We start from the raw sequence: 25,450 nt of genomic DNA, 5'->3' as shown, positions 1-25,450 counted from the left end.
AACTTTCCTAACGAATACTGGCCAACGATATACATCGGACGTATGGTGCTCGCAAGGTAGACGCGCAACACCTGAGCACCGGCACCTAAAACATCATAGGGAGGACTTCATGAGCCGCGGACAATCCTGCTGGACGGGCCGTCGTGTATCTCTCGCATTGGCCATGGCATGCATGGCGATGACCGCTTGCGCTTCGGAAACGGACGATACCACGGACGACGCAACGGACCATTCCAATATCGAACATTCCGGCACCGAAGCCGATGCAATTCAGACAACGGACGGCGTCTCGGATAGGGAATTGGTCGATTTAGGGCTCGATTTGAATGTCGATGTCACATTGCGCATCGGAAATGGGACGGACGTCGACTGGTCGGTCGCAATCGTGGAATCCACGATGAAGCGCTTCACGCCGAGCCAATTGGGCGGCTGGGGCTACACGCAGGGCCTCTATTTATGGGGCCAGTATCTCGTTTACCAGCGAACGCACGAACCGAGATATTTGAGCTACATCAAGAGTTGGGCCGACCGATTCGTCGATGGCAACGGACATATCGATCATAGCTTCAACAATTTGGACAGCATGGAGTCGGGCAACGTTCTGTTGGCCCTTTATGCGGAGACCAAACAAGTCAAGTACAAGACAGCGGCGACACAAATTCGTAACAGGCTCAAGACGTATCCGCGGACGCAAGACGGTGGATTCTGGCACGCGACGTCGACCTCACGGCAACACCAGCTTTGGTCCGACGGCGTTTTCATGGTCAATCCGTTTTTGGCACGGTATGGAAAAGCCATTGGCGAAGCCACGTATGCCAACGACGAGGTGTCGAAGCAGCTTCTCGTCTATGCCAATCATCTCCAAGTGCAAAATGGGCTACTGAAACACGCCTACGACGAGTCGCGCACGCAAAGCTGGGCCGATCCCGAGACGGGACGCTCGGCGGAACATTGGTGTCGGGCCATCGGCTGGTATGGCATGGCCACCATCGACGTGCTGGAGATCCTTCCGCCGTCCCATCCGAATCGCGCGAAGCTTCTTTCGGTGCTGGGAAAGCTGGTGGACGGCTTCAAAACGTACCAAGACCCCGCCACGGGCCGCTGGTTCCAGGTCGTCGACAAGGGCAACCTCTCGGACAATTGGACCGAAACCTCGTGCTCCGCGATGTACACGTACACGATCTCGCGCGCCGTGGAGCGCGGCTACATCGATCCAAGCTACAGAACGGTGTCCGCCAAGGGCTACCAAGGCGTGCTCGCGCGCATCTCCAACGGCAGCGATGGCCTCACCAACGTGAGCGAAATCTGCATCGGCACCAACGTGGGCGATCTCGCGTTCTACTTCGCGCGCCCGCGCAAGACGAACGACCTGCACGGATTGGGCGCGGTGCTCATCATGAACGAACAGCTCGCGCGGACGGGTGGATAAGCACTGAAGAAGGAAATCGCCAAGACGCCAAGGACGCCAAGATGGATTGATGTGCTGGTGCGTCGCGGACCAAGTTGCTTCACGAATCCCAGCCTCTTGGCGTTCTTGGCGCCTTGGCGGTTTTCTTCTGCGGTACACTGTGCCCCGCGTGATGACGAAGCGAACGAGACCGCGGATGGCCATGTTGGCCCTGGCTTTGATGTTGGCGGCCGGGTGCAAGAAAAACGAGGCGCCGGTCGATCCGAAGCGGGCGGCGTTTCAAGAGGTGAACCGCAAGCTCGATTTGGCGAGCGGCGTCGTGGCGGGCGATGACGTGTCGCGCGGTGTCGGGCAGCGCGTGCAAAAGATGCTGACGGGAGAGCGGAAGATTCCGCCGGAGCAGTTGAAGATCGCGGTGCAGGCGGGGATCGTCGACCAACACCGGCGCATCGTCATCTTGGCCAAGATGGAGCCATTGAAGAAGTCTTCGCCCACCGATCGAAAGATGCTTCTCGAGCAGGTGGCCGATGCCGCCTCGGGGGATTTGCTCGAGGAGGACGAACTGGTCATCGGCATCCGCGAGGGCGTTTTCTACGGTGCCATCGGACAGGGCTTCGCCCATGGCGATCTCGAGCAGCAGGTGGGCGCGACGCTCGACACCGCGCCGCTCGAGAATGCCTTGGCGGAGCTGAAGGCGAAGTAGCTTCAAGCCCCCCCTCCCAGCCTCCCCCGGAGGGGGAGGGGTTTTTACATCGAGGGGCGCGGGAAGCTTACCGGGCTTCGGTGGCCGTCGCGATCGACGGCGCGCACGCCGAAGAAGTAGTTGTCCTTCGACAGATTCGGCACCACGTACGTGGTCACGTTGCCGGCGCGAATGGTGTCCGTCCAGAGCGGCTCGGTCGTTTCGCGGTAGACGATTTCGTAACCGGCGACGTCGGGCTCGGGGTTCGCATCCCATACGAGCTCGGTGTCGTTGGTCAGGCGCGCGGTGACGATCTTGAGGTTCTTGGGCGCGGCCGGCCCACGCGCCAAGGCCGCAAGAGCCGCGGCGTTGACCTTGGCCACCCGCGTCGTGTACGCGAAATCGACGAACTCCGGCAAGTCGCCGTATTGGACCTCGCCCTCGACGCGCACGTCCTGGTGCTGGTGCGCATAGTTCTCGTGCGGCTCGGTGAAGCGCACGGCCGGGTACCCCTGCTGAAGGAATGGAATGTGGTCGCCTCCGCGACGGTAGCGATCGCGCCGGTACATGATGTTCACGTGCATGCCGGTGGCGCTGTTCTCGCCGACCTCTTTGATGAAGCGCGCAAGCTGGCGCGATGGCGAATCGTTCTCTCCGCCCACGGAACGGCGGATGTTCGCCTCGTCCGGCGTTTCGGCGGTGGGCACGCCCTCGGCAAAGACGCGCACCGTGCGCGGATCGCGTTCGCCGGTGTCGGCCCGCGAGCTGCCGACGATGTCGTTGGTGAACATGCCGGCGATGTTGCGGCCCGCCGCCTTGGCCTGGGACGCCGCGTACGTCGAGCCGTAAAGCCCCTGCTCTTCGCCGGCCACCGCCATGAACACGATGGTCGCATCGAAGGTGCGCGTGGCCATGACGCGCGCCATCTCCACCACGGCGGCCACCCCCGAGGCATCGTCGTTCGCGCCTGGAGAATCGCACACTGCGTTCACCGGATCGGTGCACATGGAATCGTAGTGGCCGCTCACCACGTAGGTGCGATCCACGGATTCGGCCTGCGTGCCGCGCAAGGTGGCCACCACGTTGGTGATCCGTGTCGGCACCGGAATGCGCGAGGCCGGCGGCTGCACGTAACTTTGGAGTTCCACGGTCATGCGCCCGCCGGACGTAGCCGCAATCGCCTCGAACTGCGCCTCGAGCCAATCGCGCGCTGCGCCAATGCCGCGCGCCGGATCGTCTTGCGCCGAAAGCGTGTTGCGCGAGCCGAAGGCGACCAAACGGCGGATTGTCCGCTCGACGTTCGCGTCATCCATCTCGCGCAGCATCTGCCGTATGTCCTGCGGCACCCGCTCCAAACCGAGCGCGGATTCCGCGGCCGTCGTTTCGACGGCCTCCATTGGGTGCGTCGTTTGCGCAGTTTGCAAAGATTGTTCGCTGCAGTCCAAGACGAAGGGAACGAGCGCAATGAGGGCGGCGCTTCCCGCCAGCAAGTGCCCACGATACCGGACCATGGCCGCCTCCTTTGGAAGACAACGGCGGCAGCCTAGCACTCGTATTCGCGGTGCGCCCGGATCAGCGGCGTGCTCGCCGTAGGAGGCTGCGCGTGCGTGTAATGCCAAAGAGTTGCAAACTCTGACCAACACCTTTGCGGCGAATGCACGCTCCGCATATCGGCTTGCCGCGAATGTGCTTCCCGGCCACGCGAAATTGGCCGCAAAGCGCGCATTGGGGTCGCTCTTTCAATTCGCGCTGGTAGCAGCGATTGCACGCGGCGCGCCCGCTCTCGAGCCGCATTTTCACCTTCTCGAGCTCGCCGCAGAGCGCGCACTTCTCGCGCGGTGCGTGATGGCGCCCATAGCACGTGGCGCACACCGGTTTTCCACTGGTGGTGCGCGTCATCACCCGCGACGTGCGACGGCAGTAGGTGCACGGCGCCACCTGCACCGTCGTCCGGTAACACGCCGCGCAAAGCGGCTTACCGTTTTGGCGATCGCGCGCCTGAACGATCTCCACGTCGCCGCAACGCGAACAGCGAGCGCGCGGCCGGTAGCGATCGCCATAGCAATAGGGACATATGGCCTCCCCGCGCGGGGAGCGCGCGGCCACGAGAGCGACATTCTCGCACACACGGCACTTCTCGTGGCTCGCAAACTCGCGCCGGTAGCACCCGGGGCAAACGGGATTGCCGCGATCGCGAATCGCAATGGGTTTGCGAACGCGGCAGATGCAACAACGCCCCACGTGGAGCTCGCGCAGGTAGCACTTATTGCAATAACCGTTTACCCCGTCGGGACGCGAACGGATGGGCGCGACCGTTCCGCACCGCGAACATGGTTCGCGTGGCTGAAGCTCGCGCCGGTAACACGCCGAGCAAACGTCATCGTCCACGACCGAGCTGTAAGCGACATTTTTGTTCGTGTGACAGAGACCGCACGATCCCCACGAGCCAGCCATGCACGAATGCTACCATCGCTCGCGACCGATCAACGATACGGATTGTACGTGTATGTCGTGCTGACGGCTTCCGGGATGGTGAAGTAGCTCTTCACAAGGCCGGCCGGATCGTTGGCAAGGGCGCCGCCCGGCGGCACGTCGTTGCCGTCGTCCCAGTTCCATGGCGTGTTGGCGGCGTTCGTGTCGCATTTAATGACGCCGCTGCCGCAGCCGCCACTGGTGTCGCCGGCAAACGAGCCGTAGCTGGCGAAGAGGGAGGAGTTGTTCCGATTGTCCCAGAGACCGCCGCTGGCGAAGATGTCGACCAATTTGTACGAAACGTGCCGATCGTTCGGGCCGGTGGGAACGCCCGCATTGGTGAGCGATGGATAATACACGACACCGTCACCGTTGATGTCGTAATAAGGTCGAGCCTTCAGGCCATGGCCCTTGGCTTCTTGGGCGGTGACCGGGTGCGGGCTGCCGTCGAAGGTCTCGAGCGACAAGGTGCCATCGACGGTCTCCCCGCCCGACGTCCAGTTCACGCCCGACGGCACGAAGGAGAAGAAGTCCGTATGGGCCACGGTCACCGCGGACTTCAGCGCACCGAACTGGGAGCCATCACGCGCAATCGTGAAAAGCACGCCTTCGGCATCGTTCTCGTGTTCGCTGTCGAAAAAGAAGTCCGACCAATCCCGCGGGTGGAAAAAGACGTAATTGATGAACCAGTGCGTGCTCGTCTCCGCCACCGAATAATACGCATGCGCGGAAAGCGGATAGCTGGCATTGCCCGCATTGTCCCAATTGTTACGCCCATTCAAATCGCCGTCGAAGTCGTAACGCGCAATGTAATCGGCTGCACCGCCGAGGGAATGGCTGCCTGTTTGGTCGACATCCTGGTAATGCACCGGCGCCCAATGAAGGGCCAGCGCTGCGCGATCGGCCGCGTTCTGCGCCGAGAGTTCCGCACTCGTCGATCCGATGGTTTCGTCCGTATTCGCGGCGCAGGCCGAAAGGGCTCCGAGCATGACGGAAATGCAGATGCTGCGACGTACGCGCATTCTCATGGACATTCCTCCTTGTTCCCCGGCGATGTGGCCCCCGGTTTTACCGAGGAAGGCGCGCAAGCTACAAGGACCAACGTCATCATTGCGTGACAACTCGCAAACGATTCGATGCATGGCGCAACGCGCTATTTCCTGCTCGCTCCAGCTCTTTCGCGGCGTACGGTCGGCAGGCTATGGTCGGCAACGATGGAACGTTTGCTCTACGTTGGAACGAAGAACGCCTCGAGTTGGTCCCTTCGCGCTTGGCTTGCGCTTCGTGAGCAGCGCATCCCGTTCGAGGAGCGCCTCATCGACATTCGCCGTCCGCAGCGCGCGGACGAATTGGCCCGTGTTGCGAAGTTTTCCCCGCCCGGGGCGGTGCCGGTGCTCGTCGAAGGCGATGTGGTCATTTTCGACTCACTCGCCATCATGGAGTACGCGAGCGACATCGGCGAACGTCCCCTGCTCCCTCCGGATGCGCGTCTGCGGGCGCGGGCCCGCGCGCTCATGGCCTGGATGCATGCGGGCCTCTCCGACCTCTGCGCGCCGCTGTCCTTCGAGAGCACCTTTTGCCCGACCCGTCCGCCGATGACCGCGGCGGTACGACGGGAGGGCGACCGCATCGTAACCCTCTGGAGCGATGAGCTCACCCGGCACGGCGGCCCTTATCTGGTGGGCGATTTGTCCCTGGCCGATCTCGCCTTCGTGCCCACGGTGCGGCGGCTGCAGGCGCATGGCATCGATTTCGAGACGAAGCCTCACGTCTCCGCGTGGGCGGAGCGACTCATGCACCGGCCCACGGTGCTCGAATGGATGCGCGCGGCGGAGGCGTTGCCGCCGGTCATGCTCGAGGCGTAGCGGCGGCGTTCGCAGCTTCGAACCGCGCTTTGGTGTCGGCGCGGGACATCACGATGAGCATGGCGACCGGCAAGGCGAGGCCGAAGAGCGAGCCGGCGATGCCGCCGACCAGGCCCCCGGTGGCGCCGGCACGCGCGACGGGATTGCGCGGGAACTGATCCATGAGCTCCATCATCATGGGACGCAGGACCGCGAGGACCATGATCTGTCCGATGACCAGCGTGACGACGCTGACAGCTCCGTAAATGAGACCCGTGGTGCGGGCCCACGGGCGCATTTTGAAGATGCCGATGCCTGTGATCAGCAAGACCATCGCGAGAATGAAGCCAAGGCCCACCGAGAAATACGTCCAGGCCCCGTAGGCGCCCGACCAGGTCATCTCTTGAATGCGGCGGGATACCGGATCGCGCACGAGAAAGCGGAGAAGAAGGGTCATCGGAGCGCCGAGAAGGCCAAGCCGCCCATGATGACTGCGAAATACGCCAACACGGTGAGCCCCGTGCTGCGCGCCGGCGCGGGCGCCACGGGATACGGCTGATAATAGGGTGGCGGGGCATAGCCGCCTGGGGATCCTGGTGGCGTGTACGGATTGGCCATCGGGCCATAGTACATGCGTGTTTCTATTTGGAACGAAGATAATGCTGGCGCGCTTTTTCGCGATTGCCGCATCGCTTCATCGAACACCATTGCCGATTTCCAATGGGGGAGCGATCTTCGAACCGAAGGCCGCACGTGTCCGAAGCGCAGACGTGAAGGCGCCCCTTCGTGACCAGGTCGATCGCGTCAGCCGCAATGAGGCCAAGCGCAACGGCCACGGGATCTTTCTCCTGGGCGGCACGCACTTCGAGATGGCCGCGTTTGCCCACGACGAGCTCCGGGGGCAAGGCGCGGACCTTGGCAAATTCGTTGAGCGTGGCCACGTCGGCCTCGTCCACCGGCTCCTTTGCCGCCGCGCGCAGGGCCACGCGATCGATGGCATCGCGCAATGTGCGCGCACGGACGAGGTGGCGCGGTGTGACGTGCACCGGCGCCGTGGTGAGCTTGGCCAACGTCAGCCATTCCGCGAGATGGGCTGGCTCGACGAGCTGCTCGCGCGGGGTGAGCTTGCGATCGCGCAGCGTATTCAACAAGTCGATCGACGGACGTCCTCCGTCCCATACCCAGTCTTGTGTGCTCATGCCATGAGGCCCCTTGCCATCTCCCATTCTAACCATATGATACGGTTAGTCACGGGGAAAGGAACCTAACCATGAGCGAAATCACGATTCAGGCCGAGGTGGCCACGGTCAATGGCGGCGTACGCATGCACTACCGTCGGGCGGGAAAGGGGCCACTGCTCGTGCTGCTCCATGGCTGGCCGCAGACGAACCACTGCTGGCGCCACGTCGTGCCGGAGCTCGCGGCGAAGTTTACCGTCGTCACCCCCGATTTGCGCGGGTATGGGCTCACGGACAAGCCCACGACCGGCTACGACAAGCGAACGATGGCCTCGGACATCGCCCAGCTCGTCGAGAAGCTCGGCTTCGACAAGGCCAAGGTCGTCGGGCACGATCGCGGCGCGCGCGTGGCGCATCGCTGGGCGCTGGATCGGCCGGACCAGGTCGAACGGCTGGTGCTCATGGACATCCTGCCCACGCGCGAGGTGCGCGATCAACTCGATATGGGCATCGCACACGGCTATTGGCACTGGTGGTTTCACTTGCAGCCCGATTTGCCGGAGCGGCTCGCCGGGCAGAACGTCGGCCTCTACCTCGGGCACTTCTTCGAGAAATGGACGTACAACCGTCATGGCCTGCCTGCCTCGGCCATCGACGAGTACGTGCGCGCCTTCTCCAGCCCGGGTGCGCTGCGCGCCGGCTTCGACGATTACCGGGCGACGTTTCCCACGGACATGGATTTGGACGATGCGGATTTCGCGGCGGGCCGGCGCCTGAAGATGCCGCTTTTGCTCTTATGGGGTTCGGAGAGCTTTTTGTCGAAGTTGCCCGTGGTCGACATCTGGCATCGGTATGGCACCGACGTGCGAGGCGAAGCGATTCCCGAGTGCGGCCATTTCATTGCCGAGGAACGCCCCGCCGCCACCCTGGAACACCTGCTCGGTTTCCTTTGACCATCAGCGCCGCGGGCGGCGGCGCATGAAGAGGGCCATGAGACCGCCCACGGCCAACAGGCCACCGATAGGAAGCGCATCTTCGGCGGGGGACATCGCGCACGACCATCCACCGCCCTCGAGCGAGGGATCGCTCGGGTTGCCGCCGCCGCCACCGTCGGTCCTGCCAGCGTCGCGTCCGGCGTCACGCGAACCGCCGTCCCGCGCATCGGTGGAACCGCCATCGCCGCGGCCCGCGTCGCCCGTGCCGGTACCACCGTCGATGGGCACGCACGCCGCGCCACCATCGTCGCCCGCGAAGCAGTGATTGCCCGACGGGCACTTGCCCCCACCGGGAATGCGGCAGCCGTCCGTGCACACCTTGAGGGTCTCGTCGCAAATGCGCTCGGCGCCGCAATCTGTATCGGTATTGCACCCGCAACTGCGTTGCGGCGAGCCGCCAGCGCGGCAGATGCGCCCGTGAGGGCTGGAGCCGCAGTCCGCGTTGCCGTTGCACTGGACACACGTGTTGGTGCTCGTCTCGCATACGGTCGCCCCGGGCTTGCCGCTGCAGTGGTCGTTCGTGGAGCACTCGACGCACGTAAGAACCGGGCACTGATCGGCCGGGGTCGCGTTGCACGGATTGAGGAACGAACAGAGGTTCTTCGAACAGCGCCCGCTGTTGCACGTATACCCCTCCGCGCAGCCATTGCGGCCCTGGGCACAGCCGGCACGGCAATACGGCGCCGACCCCGACGCGGGCGCGGGCCGGGTGCACAGAAGCCCCGAGGTCGCATCGCCGCATTGGCCGTCGTTCTCGCAACCGCAAATGCCGACGGGCAGGAGGCACGCGGGACTGCGGCCGCTGCACTGGCCTCGGTTCGTCGCCGAGCATTCGGCGCACTGCCCACCGTTGCACGCGGGGGTCGGCGACGCGCAATCGCTGTCGTCGAAACAGTTCCTCGCGGCAGCGGGGCGTGCGGTGGTGACGAAAACCGCGGCGAACGCAAACGCCAGGGCAAAGGGCTTCCATGGGCGAAAAGTCATCGCGTGCCTCCGTTCCCCCTGAGAATACCGGATTGCGCAGAGCTGGGCTTCTTTTGATATCACCGGCCCGAACCGCCCATCGACCCAGTGGTCGGCGATGCTATGTTTCCCCGCGTGGCCAAGCCGAAATTCATCTTCCTGGGCCTGCTCGCGGCCCTGGCAGTTCTATATGTGCGGGACGTCGTCCGCGCAGCCTTCGGTGTCCCCGGCGCACTGCCGACGGTCGCCGATTTCCTGATCAGCAGTATTTGGTTGTGCGCCCAGATGGTCCTGCTCACCGTCGCCTTTCATCGGAGCCGGCAACGCGGTTACGGGCCGAAGAAGGCGGCGCTGGTGTCGCTGTTGGTGGCCGGTGCCACCTCGGCCCCGGGCTATGCGATCTTCTTGCTGATTCGGCATGCGTTCCCCTCGTGGGGGCTCTTTCCGCCTGACCCCGGCGAGCCCGATACGGCCATGTTCTCGTTCATTTTGGGATTGGCCGATTCGTTTTTCATCCTGTCCACGTGGACGATGGTGATCTTTTATCCCACGGCCCTTCTCGAGGCGCGCGAGCGCGCGGCCGAGGCGGAGCGGCTGCGGCGCGACATGGAGCTGTATCGAATTCGCACCACGCTCGAACCGCATTTCGTCCTCAATACGTTGAATGCCATCGGCGGTCTGATGACCGAGGAGCCGGAAACCGCACGGCAGCTGGTGGGCGATCTCGGTGCGTTGCTTCGCGATCTCGTGCGCGAATCGCAAGAGCGTGAGCGCCCGCTGGGCGACGAGCTCGAATGGCTCGAACGGTACACGGCCATTCTGGAAACGCGCCACGCGGGAAGGCTCGCCTTCGAATGGGACGTGGCCCCCGCCCTGCGCGCGCACAAGGTGCCCACCTTGGTGCTGCAGCCGCTGGTCGAGAACGCCGTGCAACATGGCGCCCTTTGTCGAACATCGGATGGCCGAATTCGCCTTTCGGCGCACCTCGACAACGATCAGCTCGTCGTCGTGGTCGAAGACAATGGGCCCGGACTGCCCGAGGGCGCTCCGCGCGAAGGCGCGCGAGGGCTCGACATGGTACGAAGACGTCTCGCCCTCGAGTCTCCCGACGCTATCTTACGCCTCGAGAGCTCGGACCGCGGAACCCGCGCCATGCTTTCCCTCCATGCCGTTCAGGCCCCGACGCAAAACGCATGATTTCGCCCCAACTCCGCGCCCTCGTCGTCGAAGACGAGTGGCCCGCACGCAATTACTTGGTCGAGTTGCTGCAACGCACGTCCAGCGTGGATGTCGTGGCCGCGGTCGCCACGCTCGACGAGGCCACCCAGACGCTCGAACGCCTGGAGGTCGATGCGGTATTCGTCGACATCATGCTCTCGGGCAAATCCGGAGATACGTCCGGACTCGATTGGATCAAAACCGTCTCTCGGACATATCCCCTTCAATTCGTGTTGGCCACCGCCCTTCCCGAGCATGCACTCTCGGCGTTCGATTTGGGGGTGAGCGACTATTTGCTCAAGCCGTTCACGGCCCCCCGCGTCGCGCAGTCCGTGGAGCGCCTCCTGGCCAAGCGCCCTGCGAAGGAAGCACCGCTGGAACCGGCTGGGCCGCGCCGGATCGTGGCGCGTGATGGTTCGAGCCTGGTCTTCGTCCCGCTGGAGGAGGTGCTCGCCTTCGAAGCGGCGGCGCGCCTTTGTTTTGCGCATTGTGCGGGCGGGCGCTTTTCCGTCGATCTGTCGCTGTCCGCACTGGAGACGGCCTTCGAGGGCACGTTTCTTCGGGTGCACCGCAATTGGCTCGTGCAACCCGCGCTCGTGCGCCGCTACGTGAAGGAGATGGCCGAGCTCTTGGTGCAGCTCGGCGAGCGATCGTGCCTCGTGCCGGTGTCGCGCGACCGTTCGCAGGCGGTAAAGGATGCACTATTTGCCAATGCGGTCGGCCTCCGGCGCGGGGGTGCGGGGTAGAATACGCACCAGCACGCGCTGGCCAATGCGAATCTCCTGCGAGTCGATGGCCAGCACGCATTCCACCACGCGCTGATCGACTTTCTCGGCTGGGTCGTCGCTCGGCTGCTTCAAGCCGAACACGCGCCCCACGCGCAGCACCTTCGCCGGGTACACCTGCGACTCGTCCGATTCGACGAGCACCTCCGCGGGCATCCCGGGTGTGACCCGGTCGACGAAGCGATCCACCAATTCGCTGCGCACGATGCGCTTGGCATCGGGTGCAAAGAGAAACAGTGGGGTCACGTTGAGCGTGCTGATCCCGTCGCCTGGGCGCGCGTAACGGCGAATGACCTCTCCGTCGAGCGGCGCACGCACCGTGCGCAGGCTCACCTCGTACGCGGCCAAGGCCTGCCGGGCGCGCGCAACCTCGATGTTCGCGCGTGCGGCATCGCGATCCGTGGCCACCAGCGCCTGCTCGTCCCGCGCCTTATCGAGTTCGCCGCGCGGTGCCGCACTCGAGGCCATGAGACCTTCGAGGCGCCGCACCTCGCGATCGGCCGCGCGCGCACGCACCTCCAGCGAGGCGAGCGCAGCACGCGCCTGAGCGAGCTCTTTGTTCGCCACCGACGCCGAGAGAACGGCCTGCTGATCGTCGAGCTGCGCGAGCGGGGTGCCCGCCTTCACCTTCGCGCCTTCCTCGACGAACACCTGCTTGATGAGCCCATCGCGACTCGCCGCCAGCCGGATCACCCCGCCCTCGATGTCGATTTTCCCTTTGGCGACGGCCACCCAGGGCGTGGTCTTCGCCTCGGGCTCGTCGAGCGGCTTGCTGCACGCGAACAGCGCGAGCGCCAGAAGAACGACGAGCGGCTTCATGACGGACGCTCGTCGCTCACGATGATCCCGTCCTCGACGTTGATGACCCGATCGGCGTGCTTGAGCAGACGCCCGTCGTGGGTCACCCCGAGCACGGTGGTGCGGTGCTCGCGGGCGATGCGGTGGAGCAGCTCGATGACGATTTGGCCATTGTGGCCATCGAGGGCACTCGTGGGCTCGTCGGCAAAGAGCAACTCGGGCTGTTTCACCAGCGCCCGCGCAATGGCCACGCGCTGCTTTTCCCCGCCGGACAATTCCGCGGGCCGGAGCTTCTTGCGGTGCGCGAGCCCCACCTCCTCCAGCGCGCGCTCGGCACGCGCACTCGCCGCCCGGCCGGTGATTCCGCGATACCGCAACAAGACGAGCAGCTGCTCCAACGCCGTGAGCGATGGAAAGAGATTGAACCCTTGAAAGACGAACCCCATGTGCGCGAGGCGAAATGCATCGAGCCGCGGAGGGGACAAGGTCCATAGATCGGTATCGAGCACGCGCACGGTGCCGCGATCCGGGCGGAGAAGGCCGCTCAGAATGGCCAGCAAGGTGCTCTTGCCCGAGCCCGATGGGCCGATGATGAGGGTCAATTCGCCCGGGCACACGTCGACGTCGATGCCGCGCAAAACACGGGTCACGGTCTTGCCGCTGGTGAACGAGCGATGCAATTCGAGAGCGGATATGGTCGAATTCACGGAAAGGTCTCTCATCGAAGAAGGGACGCAGGCTCGGCCCGCGCGAGTTGACGGACCGCGAGAAGGCCCGAACATGCGGCAATCGCCAGCACCAGCAGCGAGGTGCCGGCCACCCCCGGCAGCGGAACGAGCATGGTCACCGCCATGCGATCGGCCGCCATTTGCAGACCAAAGGTGGTGAGCAAGGTGATGGTCAATCCAATGAGCCCTACCCAGAGCGATTGCTCGAGAACGACGCGCCGCAAGGCACCGAGCGATACGCCCAGCGCACGCAACGTGGCGTATTCACGCAGCGATGCCACGATGGCGGCCATCAAGGTTTGGCTCGTAATCACCGCGCCCACGACGGCGCCGAGGACCGAGGAAAACGCAAAGCCCGAGCCGGAGCCGGATTCCATGACCCAGTACAACTGCGATTGCCACGAGAACTGCTCGGCCGTCCACACGGTGAACGGGCGAAAGGTCCCCGAAGGTTGCAGTGCATCGCGCACGGCCTCGGCGCGCTTGGGATCGCGCAGCTTCACCAGGTAGTATGCCACGTCCTCCGTGTGGAGCAGCGAGGGATCGACCCGCCGCGCGGTGGCCAGCGACGAGACGATGTTGGCGCCGCCCGCCGCGCGAATCCCCCGCACCGTGCCCACGACCTTGACGTGGCGGCCATTGAGCTCGGCGTGATCGCCAATTTCGACGCCCAGCTTTTCCTGGTCGGCCTCATCGATGACGATGCCATCCGGCTCGTCGAGCAGGCGGCGCTGCTCGGCGGTGAGGAGCTTGCCGAAGGTGAGCGCATCCGCCCGCGTGTCGACGCCCACGAGGTAGCCGCTGACCGGCGCGCCGTCGGGGCGGCGAAAGTCGCCGCCGCCCCAGTTGAAGGCTTCGACGCGCACCACCTCGGGGTGCATCCACAGCGCGGTCAAGGTTCGCTCGGGGATGTTGCGCGCTTGATCGACGCTCGGCGTATCCCGAAAGCCGACCCACAGATCCGCGCGCGACTGGTCGATGTAGACGGTGACGTTGGCGAAGGCGCCCATCAAGAGCGCAATCTGCACGAGCACCAAGAGCCCCGAGAAGGCGACGGCGAACACGGCGGGCACGAAACGCCGCCATTCATGGACCAAGGTCGCGCGGGCGAGGGAGATCATGGGCCTCCGACCACGCGGGTCAGGGTCGAACGCGAAAGGCGCACCTCGGCCTCGGTGTCGATGGCGGAGAGCTCCGCCTGCAGCCATTTCACCTGCGCGTCGCGGATCTCCAAGGTGGAGCCGGTGCCCGCCTCGAAGCGCTCTTCGGCCAGGCGAAGATCGAGCGCAGCGAGCCCGCGGCTTCGCTCGGCGATGGCGTACGCGTTCCAGCTCGCGGCGTGGGTCGCGACGGCTTGCCGTATCTCCGCTTCGATCTGAACCTCCGCGCGGCGCGCTTCGAGCTTCACCTGCTCGAGTCGGAGCTTCGCGCTGGAGACCGCCGCGGAGGTGGCGAATCCGTCGAAGATGTTCCACGTGGCCACGAGGCTGCCTTGAAAGGCATTTTGCTTCGCGGGATCGGTGAAGAACGGCGAAAACGTGGCCCCCTGCCTCTGGTACCCGAGCTCCGCGGTCACCCGGGGCAGCCACGCGGCACGCGCCGTGGCGATCTGCCGTTCGGCGGCCTCGCGCTCGCGGATCAAGGCCATGAGCAGCGGCCGTTTTGCACGTGCCCGCGCAAGCCACCGAGGCAGTTCACCCGGCGCGCCCGCTGCGGACGGTGCAAGCGCGGCGAGCGATGGAATCGCGAAGCCATCGTCGTCCAGGAGCAGCCACGCGACCAGGGCACTGCGCCCATGCGTCACGCGCGCCTCTTGCCGCGCGCGCGCCAGTTCGTCGTTCGCGTGATTCAGCTCAGCGTCGATGACGTCACGGCGTTGCGCGCGGCCGTAGGTAAACTGCGCCTCGGCGCGCTTTTTCTGCTGCGCCGAGTGCTCGATGGCCTTATCGAGCGATTCGCGCACGCGCGTGGCGCGCCACACCTCGAAGTAAAGCCGATCGGTCTCCAGGGTCACCGCGAGCTCTTGCTCGGCGAACCGCCCTTTCTCCGCTTCGACCAAGGTGCGCGTGCGCGCGATCTCGTTCCAGAAGCGCCCGCCGTCGTAGAGCAGCTGCGAGATGCCGAGCCCCAGCGAATACACGGCCTGCTCGTAGGCCGGCACCTCCACCGATTGCCGCTCGTACGACTCGCCGCTGGCCCCCGACGGAAATGTCGAGGTAAACCGCTGCGGGCCATTCCAGATGGCCCCCACCTCCGCGCGCACGGCCACCTGCGGCAGCACGGCGGCGCGCGCGACGCGCTGCTGCTCGCGCGCCTGCTGCACCTGCAACGCGGCCACGCGAACGTCGATGTTCTGCCGTGCAAGGCCTCGAGCATCCTCGAGGGTAAGCGTTGCGAGCAGTACGGTACCCGCAAAAAGACCAAACATGCCTCGAAGCTGACGCACCGCCCCCGGCGCCGCCGAAAAAACGGACGACGGACACCGGGGAGGCCACGAGCGGCGCCGGATCCCCTACGAGGGCTACTTGTAATACGGGTGCGTCGCGCTATCGATGCGCGCGATCAGGTCGTCGGTCAATGCCGCTTCGCTGCTGCCCGCCGGCAGGCCGGTACGCGACACAGCGAGCGACGCTCGGGCCGTGAGCAACGTTTCGTACGCGGGCTGGACCTGCAGCTTCTTCAGCACGTCCACCGAGGTGCGGCGCGTCTCCCATCCGCGGTATCCATCGCTGTTGACGATGACACCTTTCAGCGACGTGTCGAAGGCAGCCAAGGCATCGCCGCTCAGGACGGGATCGTCGGTGATGTCGCCGCGCACCTTCACCGGGTCGAAGAAGAGGCGGTTCAGCAGGTAATTCTGAAACGCGCTCAACCGATCCGTGTACCCGGGGTACTTCACGTTGTCCGCAGCATGGTCGACGCCGAGGGCCAAGAGCTGATCGAGCTGCGCCCAACCGCGCGCCTGTTCGACCGGCGTACCCGTGCGGAAGAAGCCCGCCGCGCCGCCGAGGTAGAATTTGTCGATGCTGCGCAGGAACCGTCCGGTGGGATCCTGATCGCGGAGCACGCGCCCGAGCAACGTGTTGTACCCGGGGCCCCAATACTTGCCCAACGGGTCTTCGCTGCGGTCGAAGGTCGCGCAATCGGGATCGACGGCGGTGTCGTCATCGGTGCAGAACGCCTGCGCGGGCTCGTTCGACGAAAGCCCGTAGAGAAGGCGAATCGCATCGTAATCGTAAGGCCCGGGCCGATCGCGGCCGCCGGCCACGGCGTCGGGATCGAGGATGTACTCCATCACGGAGCTTTGCTGCGGCAACGGCAAGAGCGAGCCCTTGAAGTTGTGCCGAAGGCCGAGCGTGTGCCCCACCTCGTGCACGGCCACGTGCGTGAGGAACTTCTCCACGTCGCGCGCCCCGTCCGTCGCCGCCGCCGCGCCCTCGGCGCGAAGGCCATCGCGCATCGAGCCGGTGCCCGGCGCCCAGAGCGTGCACAAAGGCTTGGCCCGGAACTGCCCCCAGGTAATCTGCGGGACCTGGGGTCGCGTCTGCGAGGCCCGCGCCGCCACACGTGCCGCCGAATCGGGCTGCGGGTCGAACTCGTCAATGGCCGATTGCAGCCAAATCGCGTTGAAGTAGACGCTCGCCCCGCGGATTTCTCCGCTGTTGGGGTTGAGCCGCCAGTTGGCGAAGGCATACCCGTAGGTGGGATCCCCATCGTAAATGAAGTAGTTCTTGTCGTCGTCCGCGTACGAATCCTGCGGCGAGGCCACGCTGGCCTCGAAGGCCTTGAAGCCGAAGACGGCGTTCCAGTTCTCGATACCCGCCCGGATGGCGCCGACGATATCGTATTTCGGATACTGCTTGGCCACCTCGGCAAATTGGTCAGAAATGACCCATTTGATCGGCTTCATCCCCGGGTGGATGTTCCACTTGGTGGCCCGGCTGAGCGCCGCGCCGGTGTTCTTCTCCAGAAGCGGGTCCGCGCGGAAGTAATACTCGCGGGACGTGCTGTCGGCATCGAAAGGTTGAAATCCTTCGCCCTCGGCGTAACGCCGCAACGCAATGCCCAGCGTCCCGGAGGCCGTGTACCAGTTGGCGGGGCCCGGCTTATCGGCTTGTAAGGAATCGTTCACCGCGCCGGTGAAGACCTGCTCGAAGGTGCCGCCGTCGTTGATACGCCGGAAATTCTGGAGGTACGAAAGGTCGACCTGAAAATGGAGCGGGTTTTCGGAATAGCTTGCATAAAAATCCGATACCACGCCAAATCGATTCAGCCCGGCGGCGGGATCGAAAAGCACGTAATCGTCGTGTCCCGCAAGCCCGAGGAACGGCGCATAGTGATCGACGACCGGATACGCCTCGATGATCAGGGACGGGTCGAAGGTATCACTGGACGCACGGCCATCTTGCGCGTCGAAGACGTAGAGCTTCCCGTTCTGCTCGCGGAAGGTCACGACGCGTGTGCCCAGCGAGCTCGCAGCCCCCGCCGCGACGGAGCCCGGGTACGCCTGTTTCATGTACGCGGATAGGAAATACCGGCGATTTAGTTCTTTTTTGCTGATGGCGAGGTAGAACGATTCCTTGCCGCTCCCGCTCGGGACCGACTGCACCTTCATCCCCGTTACGCTCGTCGTGTCCGAGCTCGCGAGCGTACGCGAGATGGGCACGAACGCCTGTCCCTCTTGAAGGGCCCCCGAATCGTTGCTCTGGGGCGAGCTTTCACTCGCGCAACCCACGGCGGCGACGAGCGCCGGCAATACGAGGTGCCTCGCAAATCGAATCTTCGACATGTGACTCTCTCCCAGGTCCGTAATCGACCTGGGCTAGTGCGGATACACAACCTAACTTCTTGAAATCTTGAATCGATTAATTATTTTACATAGGACACATACGCACATCCACTCACACATTACAGCCCTGCCAGCAGGCCGCCGTCCACGAGCAAGGACGTCCCTGTAAGGTATTTGCAATCCTCCGACGCGAGCCACAACGCAGCTTCGGCCATCTCCTCGGCGGTGGCCACGCGGTGGAGTGCGTCCACGAGGGTCGCGGCGCGCGCCCGTCCTTCTTCCGTCGATCCGGTACTGCTTCGAAACATGGGGGTGTCGGTGATGCCCGGGGCGAGCACGTTGATCCGGATCCCCATCGGACCATAGTCGAGGGCCGCCGCTTGCGCGATTCCGAGGTGGGCGCGCTTGCTTGCCGCATAGGCCGCGGCCCCCGGGCGCGTCGAGACGGCATGGAACGAAGAGGTGATGACGATGGTGCCGCCACCGGCGGCGATCAAATGCGGAATCTCGTATTTCATCGACAGAAAGACGCCGCGCACGTTCGTCTCCTCGATGGTGGCCCATTCCTCGAGCGTGATTTCGTGCAGCGGCTTGAAGAGAACCGCGCCCGCATTGTTGAAGGCCGCGTGAATCGCACCGTACTTCTCGGCAATGCGCTGGACGAAACTCTGCACGTCGTCGGCGCGCCGCACGTCCGCCCGCAGGTACGTGGCCTCCCCACCGGCGGCTCGAATCTCGCGTTCGACCTCCAGGCCGAGCGCTTCGCGCCGGCCGCAGAAGCCCACGTTCGCCCCCTCGCGGGCAAAGGCCAGTGCCGCGGCGCGACCGATGCCCGAGGTCGCGCCGGTGATGAGCACGACCTTGCCGCGAAATCGCTCCCGACGCCCAGCCGTCATAGGTCGTCCCATGGCCGCCGAGGCGCAGGCGGTGGCCCCCGCCGCAAGTCCGGCAGCGATGAAGTGACGTCGCGTAGTGAGATCCATGAGAAGCCTTCTTCCTATTCGATGGCCCGAATGTCGTTTCGGCGGTCGCGCGCCAGGTCCACCTCGTAAAAGGCAGCGCCCTCGGGCAATTCGACGGTGTAGCCATGCAGGAGTTGCATTTCGACGTCGGCCTGGTCGATCTCGTATTCGAGCACGTGACCACCCGCCGTCCGCGCGCGGTCCAGAAAATGGAAGTGGTAACCGGGCAGGTTGACGCCGTTGACGTGTTGCGGGAGACGGAAGCCCACCATCGTGCCTTCGACGTTCTCGAAGGGGAACGTCTTCTGCGAAGCGGCAATCACCTCGGGCAAGGGTCGGTACGGCGGGGTCTGCGCGGCCACGCTGCGTGCGAGAAGGCGCTTGAAGCGCCCCGTGATCTTGATGGCGTAAAGGCGCTGCGGCGCGAGACGCTCTCGCTCGAGGAAGGCCTCGAACGCGGGCGTGCGGCCCTGGGTCGAAGACCATGCGATCCGCTGCTCGGGCCGGAAGAACGTGACGGCGGCAAAAGGCGTCTTCGCGGCATCGGGCACACCGTGCACCTTCCCATCGCTGGTCACCTGGTACACGTGCCCGTCCAGAACCACCATTTCGCCATCGAGCGCGTGGAATCCGCCGAGGCCGAAGTCTCCGTGCTTTCGGACCGCTTCGATTTCGAATTGGCCGTCGTAAACGCCCGCGAGCAAAGCGCCCACCATGCCCGCGTGAAAGAGGGTGCTCCCGCCCGCGGCGGGAGCGTGCGGCGCGTTCGACTCGGCCGTGCAGGCCATGAGCAGGACGCTTCCTACCAACGCGATCGAACGCCTCGACAACGACATACCGAGAGGTATAGCCGCCTACGTCGTCGAGAGAATCGCCGATGCGGCAGGTGACCATTGCATCATGCGCAACAATCTCTCACCGCTCCCACGGCGGTGGGCCGCGGAATTGCCGCCGCAAAAAGTCGACGACCACCTGCACCTTCGAGGGCACGTGGCGCGACGCGGGGTAGACGGCGTAAATCGACGTGGGCAAGGGCATCCACCCCGGCAGAACGTGAACCGCGCGGCCTCGGCGCAGGTCATCCCCGATCAGGAACGTGGCCAGCATGGCGATCCCCGTTCCCGCGAGCATCGCTTCCCGTAGCACCTCCGCGTTGTTGGCGCGAAGCCGAGGGAGCACGGGAACCGTCCGCTCGTCCCCCGTCGCGCTGCGCAAACGCCACGCGTCGCCGGTCACCATCGGGGAGAAGGACAACAGAGGATAACGCGATAGGTCCCGCGGTTCGTGGAGGGGCCCGTAGCGTTCGACGCAATCGGGCGACGCACAGAGCACCCTCCGATTGGGCGCGAGGCGAACGCTGACCAATCGGGAATCGGCCAACTTGCCGATGCGAACGGCGACATCGACGCGCTCCTCGATCAGGTCGGCGTAGGTGTCGCTCAAGCCAACATCGATCTGCAGATCGGGCTGCTCGGCGAGCAGCTTTGGCAACAGCGGACCGATGTACATCCGTCCGAACGACGCGGGCACCTGCATCCGCACGACACCGCGGGGCCGGGTGCGCGCCGTGGTGACGAGCGAGTCGGCCTCGGCCAGCTCGGCGAGGATGCGCGCGCATCGATCGTGGTAAAGCGCCCCCGCCTCCGTCAGCGAAACACGACGCGTGGTGCGCCGTAAGAGCTGGACCCCCAATTCATCTTCGAGCTTGGCCACGGTCCGCGTCACACTGGACGGCGTAATCCCTAGACGTTTGGCTGCCCGCACGAAGCTTTGCTGCTCCGCGACGTGGACGAAGACCTCGAGGGACTGGATTCGCGGAATCGACGGCATGCCGACACCCTGCGCAAGCACGGTGGCGCGCGCAAGGCATGCCTCGAGGCGGACGCACCGCCCCCGGTGCCGCCGACGGCGGCGGCACCGGGTGGGCTATGGGCGGTGCCGGATCCCCTACGAGGGGACCCCCTACTTGTAATACGGGTGCGTGGCGCTATCGATGCGGGCGATCAGGTCGTTGATGCGCGTGGTGTCGCTGCCGGGTGGCAATGCCGCAAGCAACCCCCGCGCCGCGAGCAGCGTGTCGTACGCAGCCTGGACCTGCATCTTCTTCAACACGTCGATCGAGGTGCGGCGCGTGTCCCATCCGCGGTAGCCATCGCCGTTGAGGATGACACCCTTCAAAGAGGTGGTGAACGCGGCCAACGCATCGCCGGTCAGGACAGGATCCTTCGAGATGGGGCCGCGCAAACGCGGCGGGTCGAAGTAGAGCCGCGTGAGCAGGAAATTCTGAAACGCGCTCAACCGATCCGTATATCCAGGATACTGGGCATTGTCCGCCGTGTGATCGACGCCCAGGGCCAAGAGCTGATCGGCCTGCGTCCATGCGCGTGCCTGATCGGCCGGCGTACCCCCGGCGAGGAAGCCCGACAGGCCTCCGAGGTAAAACCAATCGATGGATCGGAAGTAGCGGCGCTCGGGATCTTCGTTGCGCAGCACCTTCTCGAGACTCCGGTTGTAGGCGGGGCCCCAGAACTTGGCCAACGGATCTTCGGTGCGATCGTACACCATGCACGTCGGATCCACTTCGACGTCCTCATCGGTGCAGAAGGTCTGCGCCGGCTCGCTCGACGAGAGTCCATAGAGAAAGCGGACGGCCGCATAATCGTACGGTCCGGGGTGCTCGCCGCCGTTCGCCACCGCGTCCGCATCATCCACATAGTCCATCACGGAGCTTTCCTGCGGCAGCGGCAAGAGCGAGCCCTTGAAGTTGTGCCGAAGGCCGAGCGTGTGCCCAACCTCGTGCACCGCAACGTGCGTAATGAACTTCTCCACTTGGCGCGCTCCATCCACCGCCGGCGGTGCGCCCTCCGCGCGAACCGCGCTCCCTGCCAAGGTCGACCCTGGCGCCCAAAGCGTGCACAAGGGCTTTGGCTGGAGCCCGCCCCATGTGATCTGCGGCACCTCGGGGCGGACTTGCGCAGCGCGTGCCACCACGCGGGCCGCCGACTCGGGCTGCGGATCGAACTGGTCGATGGCCGACAGCAGCCAAACCCCCTTTGAAGTAGACGCTCGCGCCACGGATTTCCCCCGTGTTCGGATTGAGCCGCCAATCGGCGAACGCAAAACCGTAGGTGGGGTCGGCATCGTAAACGAAGTAATTCGTGTCATCGTCCGCGAACGAATCCCGCGGCGTACCGACCACGGCCTCGAGGACCTTGAAACCGAATACGGCGTTCCAATTCTCGATGCCCGCCTTGATGGCGCCGACGATATCGTATTTCGGATGTTCTTTGGCCGCGACGAGGACTTGATCGGAGATGACCCACTTGATGGGCTTCATGCCTGGGTGGATGTTCCACTTGGTGGCGTGGGTGACCTTCTTACCCGTGTTCTTCTCCAGAAGAGGCGTCGCCGTAAAGTAGAACTCGTGTGAGAAACCGGTAGCACTTACAGGCCGAAAATTTTCGCCTTCGGTGTAGCGGCGCAGTGCAATGCCAAGCGTACCCGAGCCCGTGTACCAGTTCTCGGGCACGCGCCGGTCGGCCTCCAGGGTATCGTCGAACGCGCCCGTGAAGACTTGCTCGAACGTGGCGCCGTCGTTGATCGTCCGAAAGTTTTGTAGATACGAAAGGTCCACCTGGAAGTGGAGCGGACTCTTCGTATTGCTCGCCCACAAATCGGAAACGACCCCAAATCGATTGAGGCCTGCGGCGGGATCGAAGAGCACGTAATCATCGTGTCCGGACAAACCGAGGAACGGTTCATAATCGTCGACCACCGGATACGCCTCGATGATCAAGGACGGGTCGAAGGTATCGCTCGAAGCGCGACCGTCTTGTGCGTCGAAGACGAAAAGCTTTCCATTCTGCTCGCGGAACGTCACCACGCGCGTGCCGAGGGAACCGGCCGCTCCGGCGGCAACGGTCCCCGGATATGCTTGCTTCAAATACGCGGACAAGAAATACCGACGATTGAGTTCCTTCTTGTTGATCGCCAAATAGAACGATTCATTGCCGCGCGCATTGGGAACCGACTGCACCTTCATACCGCCCGTCGTGCCTGCGCTCGGGAGTGTGCGCGTAACGGCAACGAACGATTGCCCCTGCGAAAAAGCATCCGAATCGTTGGTCTGGGGCGAGCTTTCACTCGAGCATCCTGCGGCGGCGACCGCTATTGGAAAAAGGAGGCGTCTCGCAAAACGAATTTTGGACATGTGACTCTCCCACGTCGTTAATCGACTTGGGCTAGTGCGGATACACGGACGACTTTTTGAAATATCCAATCGACGAATCCATTTAATATCCGAGGCGGCCCCACGCCCACCTACCCTTCACCGCGCGCCGCCACGCTCATGAGAAAGGAGAGCGCGGCTTTCACGTGCGGAACCGAGCGAAGCTCACGCCGGTACACGAGCCACAAATCGAGCGTGAGAACTTTGCGCGGAGGCACCACGCAAACGAGCTCGGGCTCGTGCGCGGCCATGAATGTCGGCAGCACGGCGAATCCAATGCCCGTTTTTGCTGCGGCCAATTGCACGGCGAGGCTGCCCGCGGCAAAGACGACCTGACCGTCTCCAAAGAGCTGCGCGGCGCGTTGCGCGAGAGGAAGTTGGCTTCCTTCGCGATCCCATCCAATGAAGGCTGCACCGGAAAGCGCGCCTCCCGGACGGCTGGCGAGGAAGGCCGGCGTCGCGTAAACACCGAATCCCACGCGCCCCACTCTTCGCGTGATCAATCCGCCTTGCGCAGGGCGATTCAAACGGAGCGCGATATCCGCTTCGCGCCGTGCGAGGTTGACCGTGGAAGCACCGGTGACGAGCTCGAGCCGGATCTCCGGATACCGCCTGTGGAACGAGCCGACCTCCGGCGCGAGAAAGTGTGTGGCCAATGTTTCGGGCGTGGCAATGCGCACGACGCCCGCGGGCGATGTCTCTCGCGCATCGGCATAGCGCTCGACACCGAGAATGGCATTCTCGACCGCCGTTGCCCGCTCGAGCAGGGCCTTTCCGTCTTCCGTGAGAAAATACCCCGTGGGGTGACGCACGAAGAGCCGCAGGCGCAGGGCTCGCTCCAGCGCCTGCACGCGCCGCATGACCGTGGCCTCGCTGACGTGCAGCTGGCGCGCGGCGTCGGTGAGTCGGTTGGTGCGGGCCACGGCGAGAAAATGGCAAAGGTCGTTCCAGTCCATGGTTTTTCAAATTTGAAAAATGGTGAGCCTTTCTTGTCATTTTTCAAGGTGCATCTCGAGGGCTACGGTCAAGGCATGCATCTTCGACGAACAACGGCTTTACTTGGTATCCTCGGTAGCCAAGCCTGTGCGGGCGGCCCAGGCTCGGATCCGGCGCAAGCGTCCGCGCTGGACGCGATCGGCAGCCCCTACGTGGCGGTTCTTTCCGACGGCGACTTTTTCGCGAGCACGTACGTCGATGGGCAGCTTCCGGGCCCCGATCCGCGTTACCGCGATACGCTGTCGATCCTTTTGCCCGGGCGCGCCGGGGAGCCACGAAGTGCACGGCTCCCCGATGTTTCGAACTCGGTCGCGGGACCGCCCGAGGTGCTCGCGCTCGCGCCGGACAACCGCACGGCGTACGTCATCGAGCTTCTTCAGCCGCGCGCCCCGGGCATGGTCACGCGCGACGATCTTCCACCGGGACGCCGGCTCACCGCGGTGGATCTCTCCAACCCGGCCAAGCCGCGGCTGCGCGGGTTCGCGTACGTGGGCCCCCTGCCCGAAGCACTGTCGGTGCACCCCGGCGGGCGATGGATTGCGCTCACCACCAATGCGGCCGAGGAAGGCATTCAGCTGGTCGCCGTGCGCGGCCAGGGGGAGCTCGGGCCGGTGACGGACATCCCGCTGGCCGCGCTCGACGTGCCGACGCGCGCCGATCTGCCGAAGAACGGCCTGGATGCGAGCTACCTCGCGTGGCACCCCGGTGGGAAGCTGCTCGCCGTGAACCTGTATCGGCAAGGGCGCATCGTCTTTTTGCGGTTCACGCAGGATGCGGCGGGGGCGCCGGTGCTCTCACGCTGGGGTGCGCCCGTGGCGGTGGACGAGGACGCGTACACCGGTCGCTTCACCCCGGATGGTCGCTATTACGTCGTCAATGCGTGGGGGCGCAATTTCAATGCGACGACGCCGGACCAGCGCCTGCCCGAGCACCCGGGAAGCCTGTCGGTCATCCGCCTGGGTGCGCTCGATGCGCCGGAGCCGGTGCACGCCGTCGTGCACCGTGCCGAGAGCGATCGGTCGCCGGAGGGGATGGCCATGAGCCCCGACGGCACGTTGGTGGCCACATGCAACATGCGCGAGACCATTTTTCCGGAGTCGCACCCGCGCTACACGCGCGAGGCGACGGTCTCGTTGTTTCAATTCGACGGAGCGACAGGCGCCCTGGCCAAGGTTGGGGACTATCCCTTCGAGGCGGTGCTGCCGGAAGGCATCGCCTTCGATGCGTCAGGGCGGCATTTGCTGGCCGCGAGCTTCGAATACCGCGGTTCGCAGGAGCCGCACGGCGGCCTGGAAGTGTGGCGCATCGCGCGCACGCCCGCGGTGAGCTTGCGCCACGTGGGCCGGGTGGAGCTACCGCCCGGCGCCCACGCCGTGGCCGTCGCGACGCATTGAGCGCCTCGGC

Annotated in this window: 25 protein-coding genes; 7 read left to right on the top strand and 18 right to left on the bottom strand. The window is 64.6% G+C overall.

What is annotated here, in order from left to right:
- Positions 1-109: 109 nt before the first annotated feature.
- Together LVJ94_00770 and LVJ94_00765 are read left to right on the top strand one after the other, a co-directional pair.
- A complete protein-coding gene (locus LVJ94_00770) occupies positions 110-1,429 on the top strand; it encodes a glycoside hydrolase family 88 protein (protein ID WXB05795.1) in 1,320 nt (439 codons plus the stop codon).
- A gap of 175 nt (positions 1,430-1,604) precedes the next feature.
- Positions 1,605-2,111, top strand: a complete 507-nt coding sequence (locus LVJ94_00765) for a hypothetical protein (GenBank protein ID WXB05794.1) — start codon at positions 1,605-1,607, stop codon at positions 2,109-2,111.
- A 44-nt stretch (positions 2,112-2,155) separates the two neighbouring features.
- Here the strand turns inward: LVJ94_00765 and LVJ94_00760 are convergent, their stop codons facing one another.
- The 3 genes from LVJ94_00760 to LVJ94_00750 all read right to left on the bottom strand — a co-directional run bounded on the left by LVJ94_00760 (position 2,156) and on the right by LVJ94_00750 (position 5,590).
- Positions 2,156-3,601, bottom strand: a complete 1,446-nt coding sequence (locus LVJ94_00760) for a M28 family metallopeptidase (GenBank protein ID WXB05793.1) — start codon at positions 3,599-3,601, stop codon at positions 2,156-2,158.
- A gap of 61 nt (positions 3,602-3,662) precedes the next feature.
- Positions 3,663-4,478: a hypothetical protein gene (locus LVJ94_00755; GenBank protein ID WXB05792.1), complete on the bottom strand. Its 816-nt coding sequence runs from the start codon at positions 4,476-4,478 to the stop codon at positions 3,663-3,665.
- Between the two features lie 95 nt (positions 4,479-4,573).
- Complete coding sequence (locus tag LVJ94_00750) at positions 4,574-5,590, bottom strand: hypothetical protein (protein ID WXB05791.1); 1,017 nt, start codon at positions 5,588-5,590, stop codon at positions 4,574-4,576.
- Between the two features lie 186 nt (positions 5,591-5,776).
- Here LVJ94_00750 and LVJ94_00745 point away from each other — a divergent pair, with 186 nt between their 5' ends.
- A complete protein-coding gene (locus LVJ94_00745; GenBank protein ID WXB05790.1) occupies positions 5,777-6,427 on the top strand; it encodes a glutathione S-transferase family protein in 651 nt (216 codons plus the stop codon).
- On the opposite strand, the gene LVJ94_00740 is transcribed toward LVJ94_00745, so the two are convergent.
- Genes LVJ94_00740 through LVJ94_00730 form a run of 3 tightly spaced genes read right to left on the bottom strand, consistent with a single transcriptional unit; the run spans position 6,411 to position 7,605 of the window.
- Positions 6,411-6,863 (bottom strand): hypothetical protein, encoded by a 453-nt coding sequence (locus LVJ94_00740; GenBank protein ID WXB05789.1) that lies wholly within the window; start codon positions 6,861-6,863, stop codon positions 6,411-6,413. The genes LVJ94_00745 and LVJ94_00740 overlap by 17 nt on opposite strands.
- Positions 6,860-7,024 carry a hypothetical protein gene (locus tag LVJ94_00735; GenBank protein WXB05788.1) on the bottom strand — a complete coding sequence of 55 codons (165 nt, stop codon included), beginning with the start codon at positions 7,022-7,024 and terminating at the stop codon, positions 6,860-6,862. Before LVJ94_00735 ends, LVJ94_00740 begins: the two co-directional genes overlap by 4 nt.
- Before the next feature lie 23 nt (positions 7,025-7,047).
- Positions 7,048-7,605, bottom strand: coding sequence for an ABATE domain-containing protein (locus LVJ94_00730; protein WXB05787.1), 558 nt, complete (start codon positions 7,603-7,605; stop codon positions 7,048-7,050).
- A gap of 71 nt (positions 7,606-7,676) precedes the next feature.
- Between LVJ94_00730 and LVJ94_00725 the strand changes: the two genes are divergently transcribed.
- Positions 7,677-8,537 (top strand): alpha/beta hydrolase, encoded by an 861-nt coding sequence (locus LVJ94_00725; protein WXB05786.1) that lies wholly within the window; start codon positions 7,677-7,679, stop codon positions 8,535-8,537.
- 3 nt (positions 8,538-8,540) lie between these two features.
- Here the strand turns inward: LVJ94_00725 and LVJ94_00720 are convergent, their stop codons facing one another.
- Positions 8,541-9,563 carry a hypothetical protein gene (locus LVJ94_00720; protein ID WXB05785.1) on the bottom strand — a complete coding sequence of 341 codons (1,023 nt, stop codon included), beginning with the start codon at positions 9,561-9,563 and terminating at the stop codon, positions 8,541-8,543.
- Positions 9,564-9,677: 114 nt separating this feature from the next.
- Here LVJ94_00720 and LVJ94_00715 point away from each other — a divergent pair, with 114 nt between their 5' ends.
- Together LVJ94_00715 and LVJ94_00710 are read left to right on the top strand one after the other, a co-directional pair.
- On the top strand, positions 9,678-10,739 hold the full coding sequence (locus LVJ94_00715; GenBank protein WXB05784.1) for a histidine kinase: 1,062 nt from the start codon (positions 9,678-9,680) through the stop codon (positions 10,737-10,739).
- Positions 10,736-11,506: a LytTR family DNA-binding domain-containing protein gene (locus tag LVJ94_00710; GenBank protein WXB05783.1), complete on the top strand. Its 771-nt coding sequence runs from the start codon at positions 10,736-10,738 to the stop codon at positions 11,504-11,506. Before LVJ94_00715 ends, LVJ94_00710 begins: the two co-directional genes overlap by 4 nt.
- On the opposite strand, the gene LVJ94_00705 is transcribed toward LVJ94_00710, so the two are convergent.
- The 11 genes from LVJ94_00705 to LVJ94_00655 form a co-directional block, all read right to left on the bottom strand.
- The gene (locus LVJ94_00705) at positions 11,462-12,364 is read right to left on the bottom strand and encodes an HlyD family efflux transporter periplasmic adaptor subunit (protein ID WXB05782.1); all 903 of its coding nucleotides are present in this window, start codon (positions 12,362-12,364) and stop codon (positions 11,462-11,464) included. The genes LVJ94_00710 and LVJ94_00705 overlap by 45 nt on opposite strands.
- A complete protein-coding gene (locus LVJ94_00700) occupies positions 12,361-13,050 on the bottom strand; it encodes an ABC transporter ATP-binding protein (GenBank protein ID WXB05781.1) in 690 nt (229 codons plus the stop codon). Before LVJ94_00700 ends, LVJ94_00705 begins: the two co-directional genes overlap by 4 nt.
- Before the next feature lie 11 nt (positions 13,051-13,061).
- On the bottom strand, positions 13,062-14,192 hold the full coding sequence (locus LVJ94_00695) for an ABC transporter permease (protein WXB05780.1): 1,131 nt from the start codon (positions 14,190-14,192) through the stop codon (positions 13,062-13,064).
- Positions 14,189-15,499, bottom strand: coding sequence for a TolC family protein (locus tag LVJ94_00690; GenBank protein WXB05779.1), 1,311 nt, complete (start codon positions 15,497-15,499; stop codon positions 14,189-14,191). Before LVJ94_00690 ends, LVJ94_00695 begins: the two co-directional genes overlap by 4 nt.
- A 93-nt stretch (positions 15,500-15,592) precedes the next feature.
- Positions 15,593-17,860: a zinc-dependent metalloprotease gene (locus LVJ94_00685; GenBank protein WXB05778.1), complete on the bottom strand. Its 2,268-nt coding sequence runs from the start codon at positions 17,858-17,860 to the stop codon at positions 15,593-15,595.
- A 119-nt stretch (positions 17,861-17,979) separates the two neighbouring features.
- On the bottom strand, positions 17,980-18,843 hold the full coding sequence (locus tag LVJ94_00680) for an SDR family oxidoreductase (GenBank protein ID WXB05777.1): 864 nt from the start codon (positions 18,841-18,843) through the stop codon (positions 17,980-17,982).
- Between the two features lie 14 nt (positions 18,844-18,857).
- Positions 18,858-19,658 carry an acetolactate decarboxylase gene (gene budA, locus LVJ94_00675; protein ID WXB05776.1) on the bottom strand — a complete coding sequence of 267 codons (801 nt, stop codon included), beginning with the start codon at positions 19,656-19,658 and terminating at the stop codon, positions 18,858-18,860.
- Between the two features lie 79 nt (positions 19,659-19,737).
- Positions 19,738-20,652: a LysR family transcriptional regulator gene (locus tag LVJ94_00670; protein ID WXB05775.1), complete on the bottom strand. Its 915-nt coding sequence runs from the start codon at positions 20,650-20,652 to the stop codon at positions 19,738-19,740.
- A 132-nt stretch (positions 20,653-20,784) separates the two neighbouring features.
- Positions 20,785-21,624, bottom strand: a complete 840-nt coding sequence (locus tag LVJ94_00665; protein ID WXB10831.1) for a zinc-dependent metalloprotease — start codon at positions 21,622-21,624, stop codon at positions 20,785-20,787.
- On the bottom strand, positions 21,527-22,864 hold the full coding sequence (locus LVJ94_00660; protein WXB05774.1) for a hypothetical protein: 1,338 nt from the start codon (positions 22,862-22,864) through the stop codon (positions 21,527-21,529). Before LVJ94_00660 ends, LVJ94_00665 begins: the two co-directional genes overlap by 98 nt.
- Before the next feature lie 278 nt (positions 22,865-23,142).
- Positions 23,143-24,006 carry a LysR family transcriptional regulator gene (locus LVJ94_00655; protein ID WXB05773.1) on the bottom strand — a complete coding sequence of 288 codons (864 nt, stop codon included), beginning with the start codon at positions 24,004-24,006 and terminating at the stop codon, positions 23,143-23,145.
- A 75-nt stretch (positions 24,007-24,081) separates the two neighbouring features.
- Between LVJ94_00655 and LVJ94_00650 the strand changes: the two genes are divergently transcribed.
- The gene (locus tag LVJ94_00650; protein WXB05772.1) at positions 24,082-25,440 is read left to right on the top strand and encodes a lactonase family protein; all 1,359 of its coding nucleotides are present in this window, start codon (positions 24,082-24,084) and stop codon (positions 25,438-25,440) included.
- Positions 25,441-25,450 lie beyond the last annotated feature (10 nt).

The organism is Sorangiineae bacterium MSr11367 (genome assembly GCA_037157805.1).
GTDB lineage: Bacteria > Myxococcota_A > Polyangia > Polyangiales > Polyangiaceae > Pendulispora > Pendulispora rubella.
This window is presented reverse-complemented; position numbering and strand designations above follow the sequence as displayed.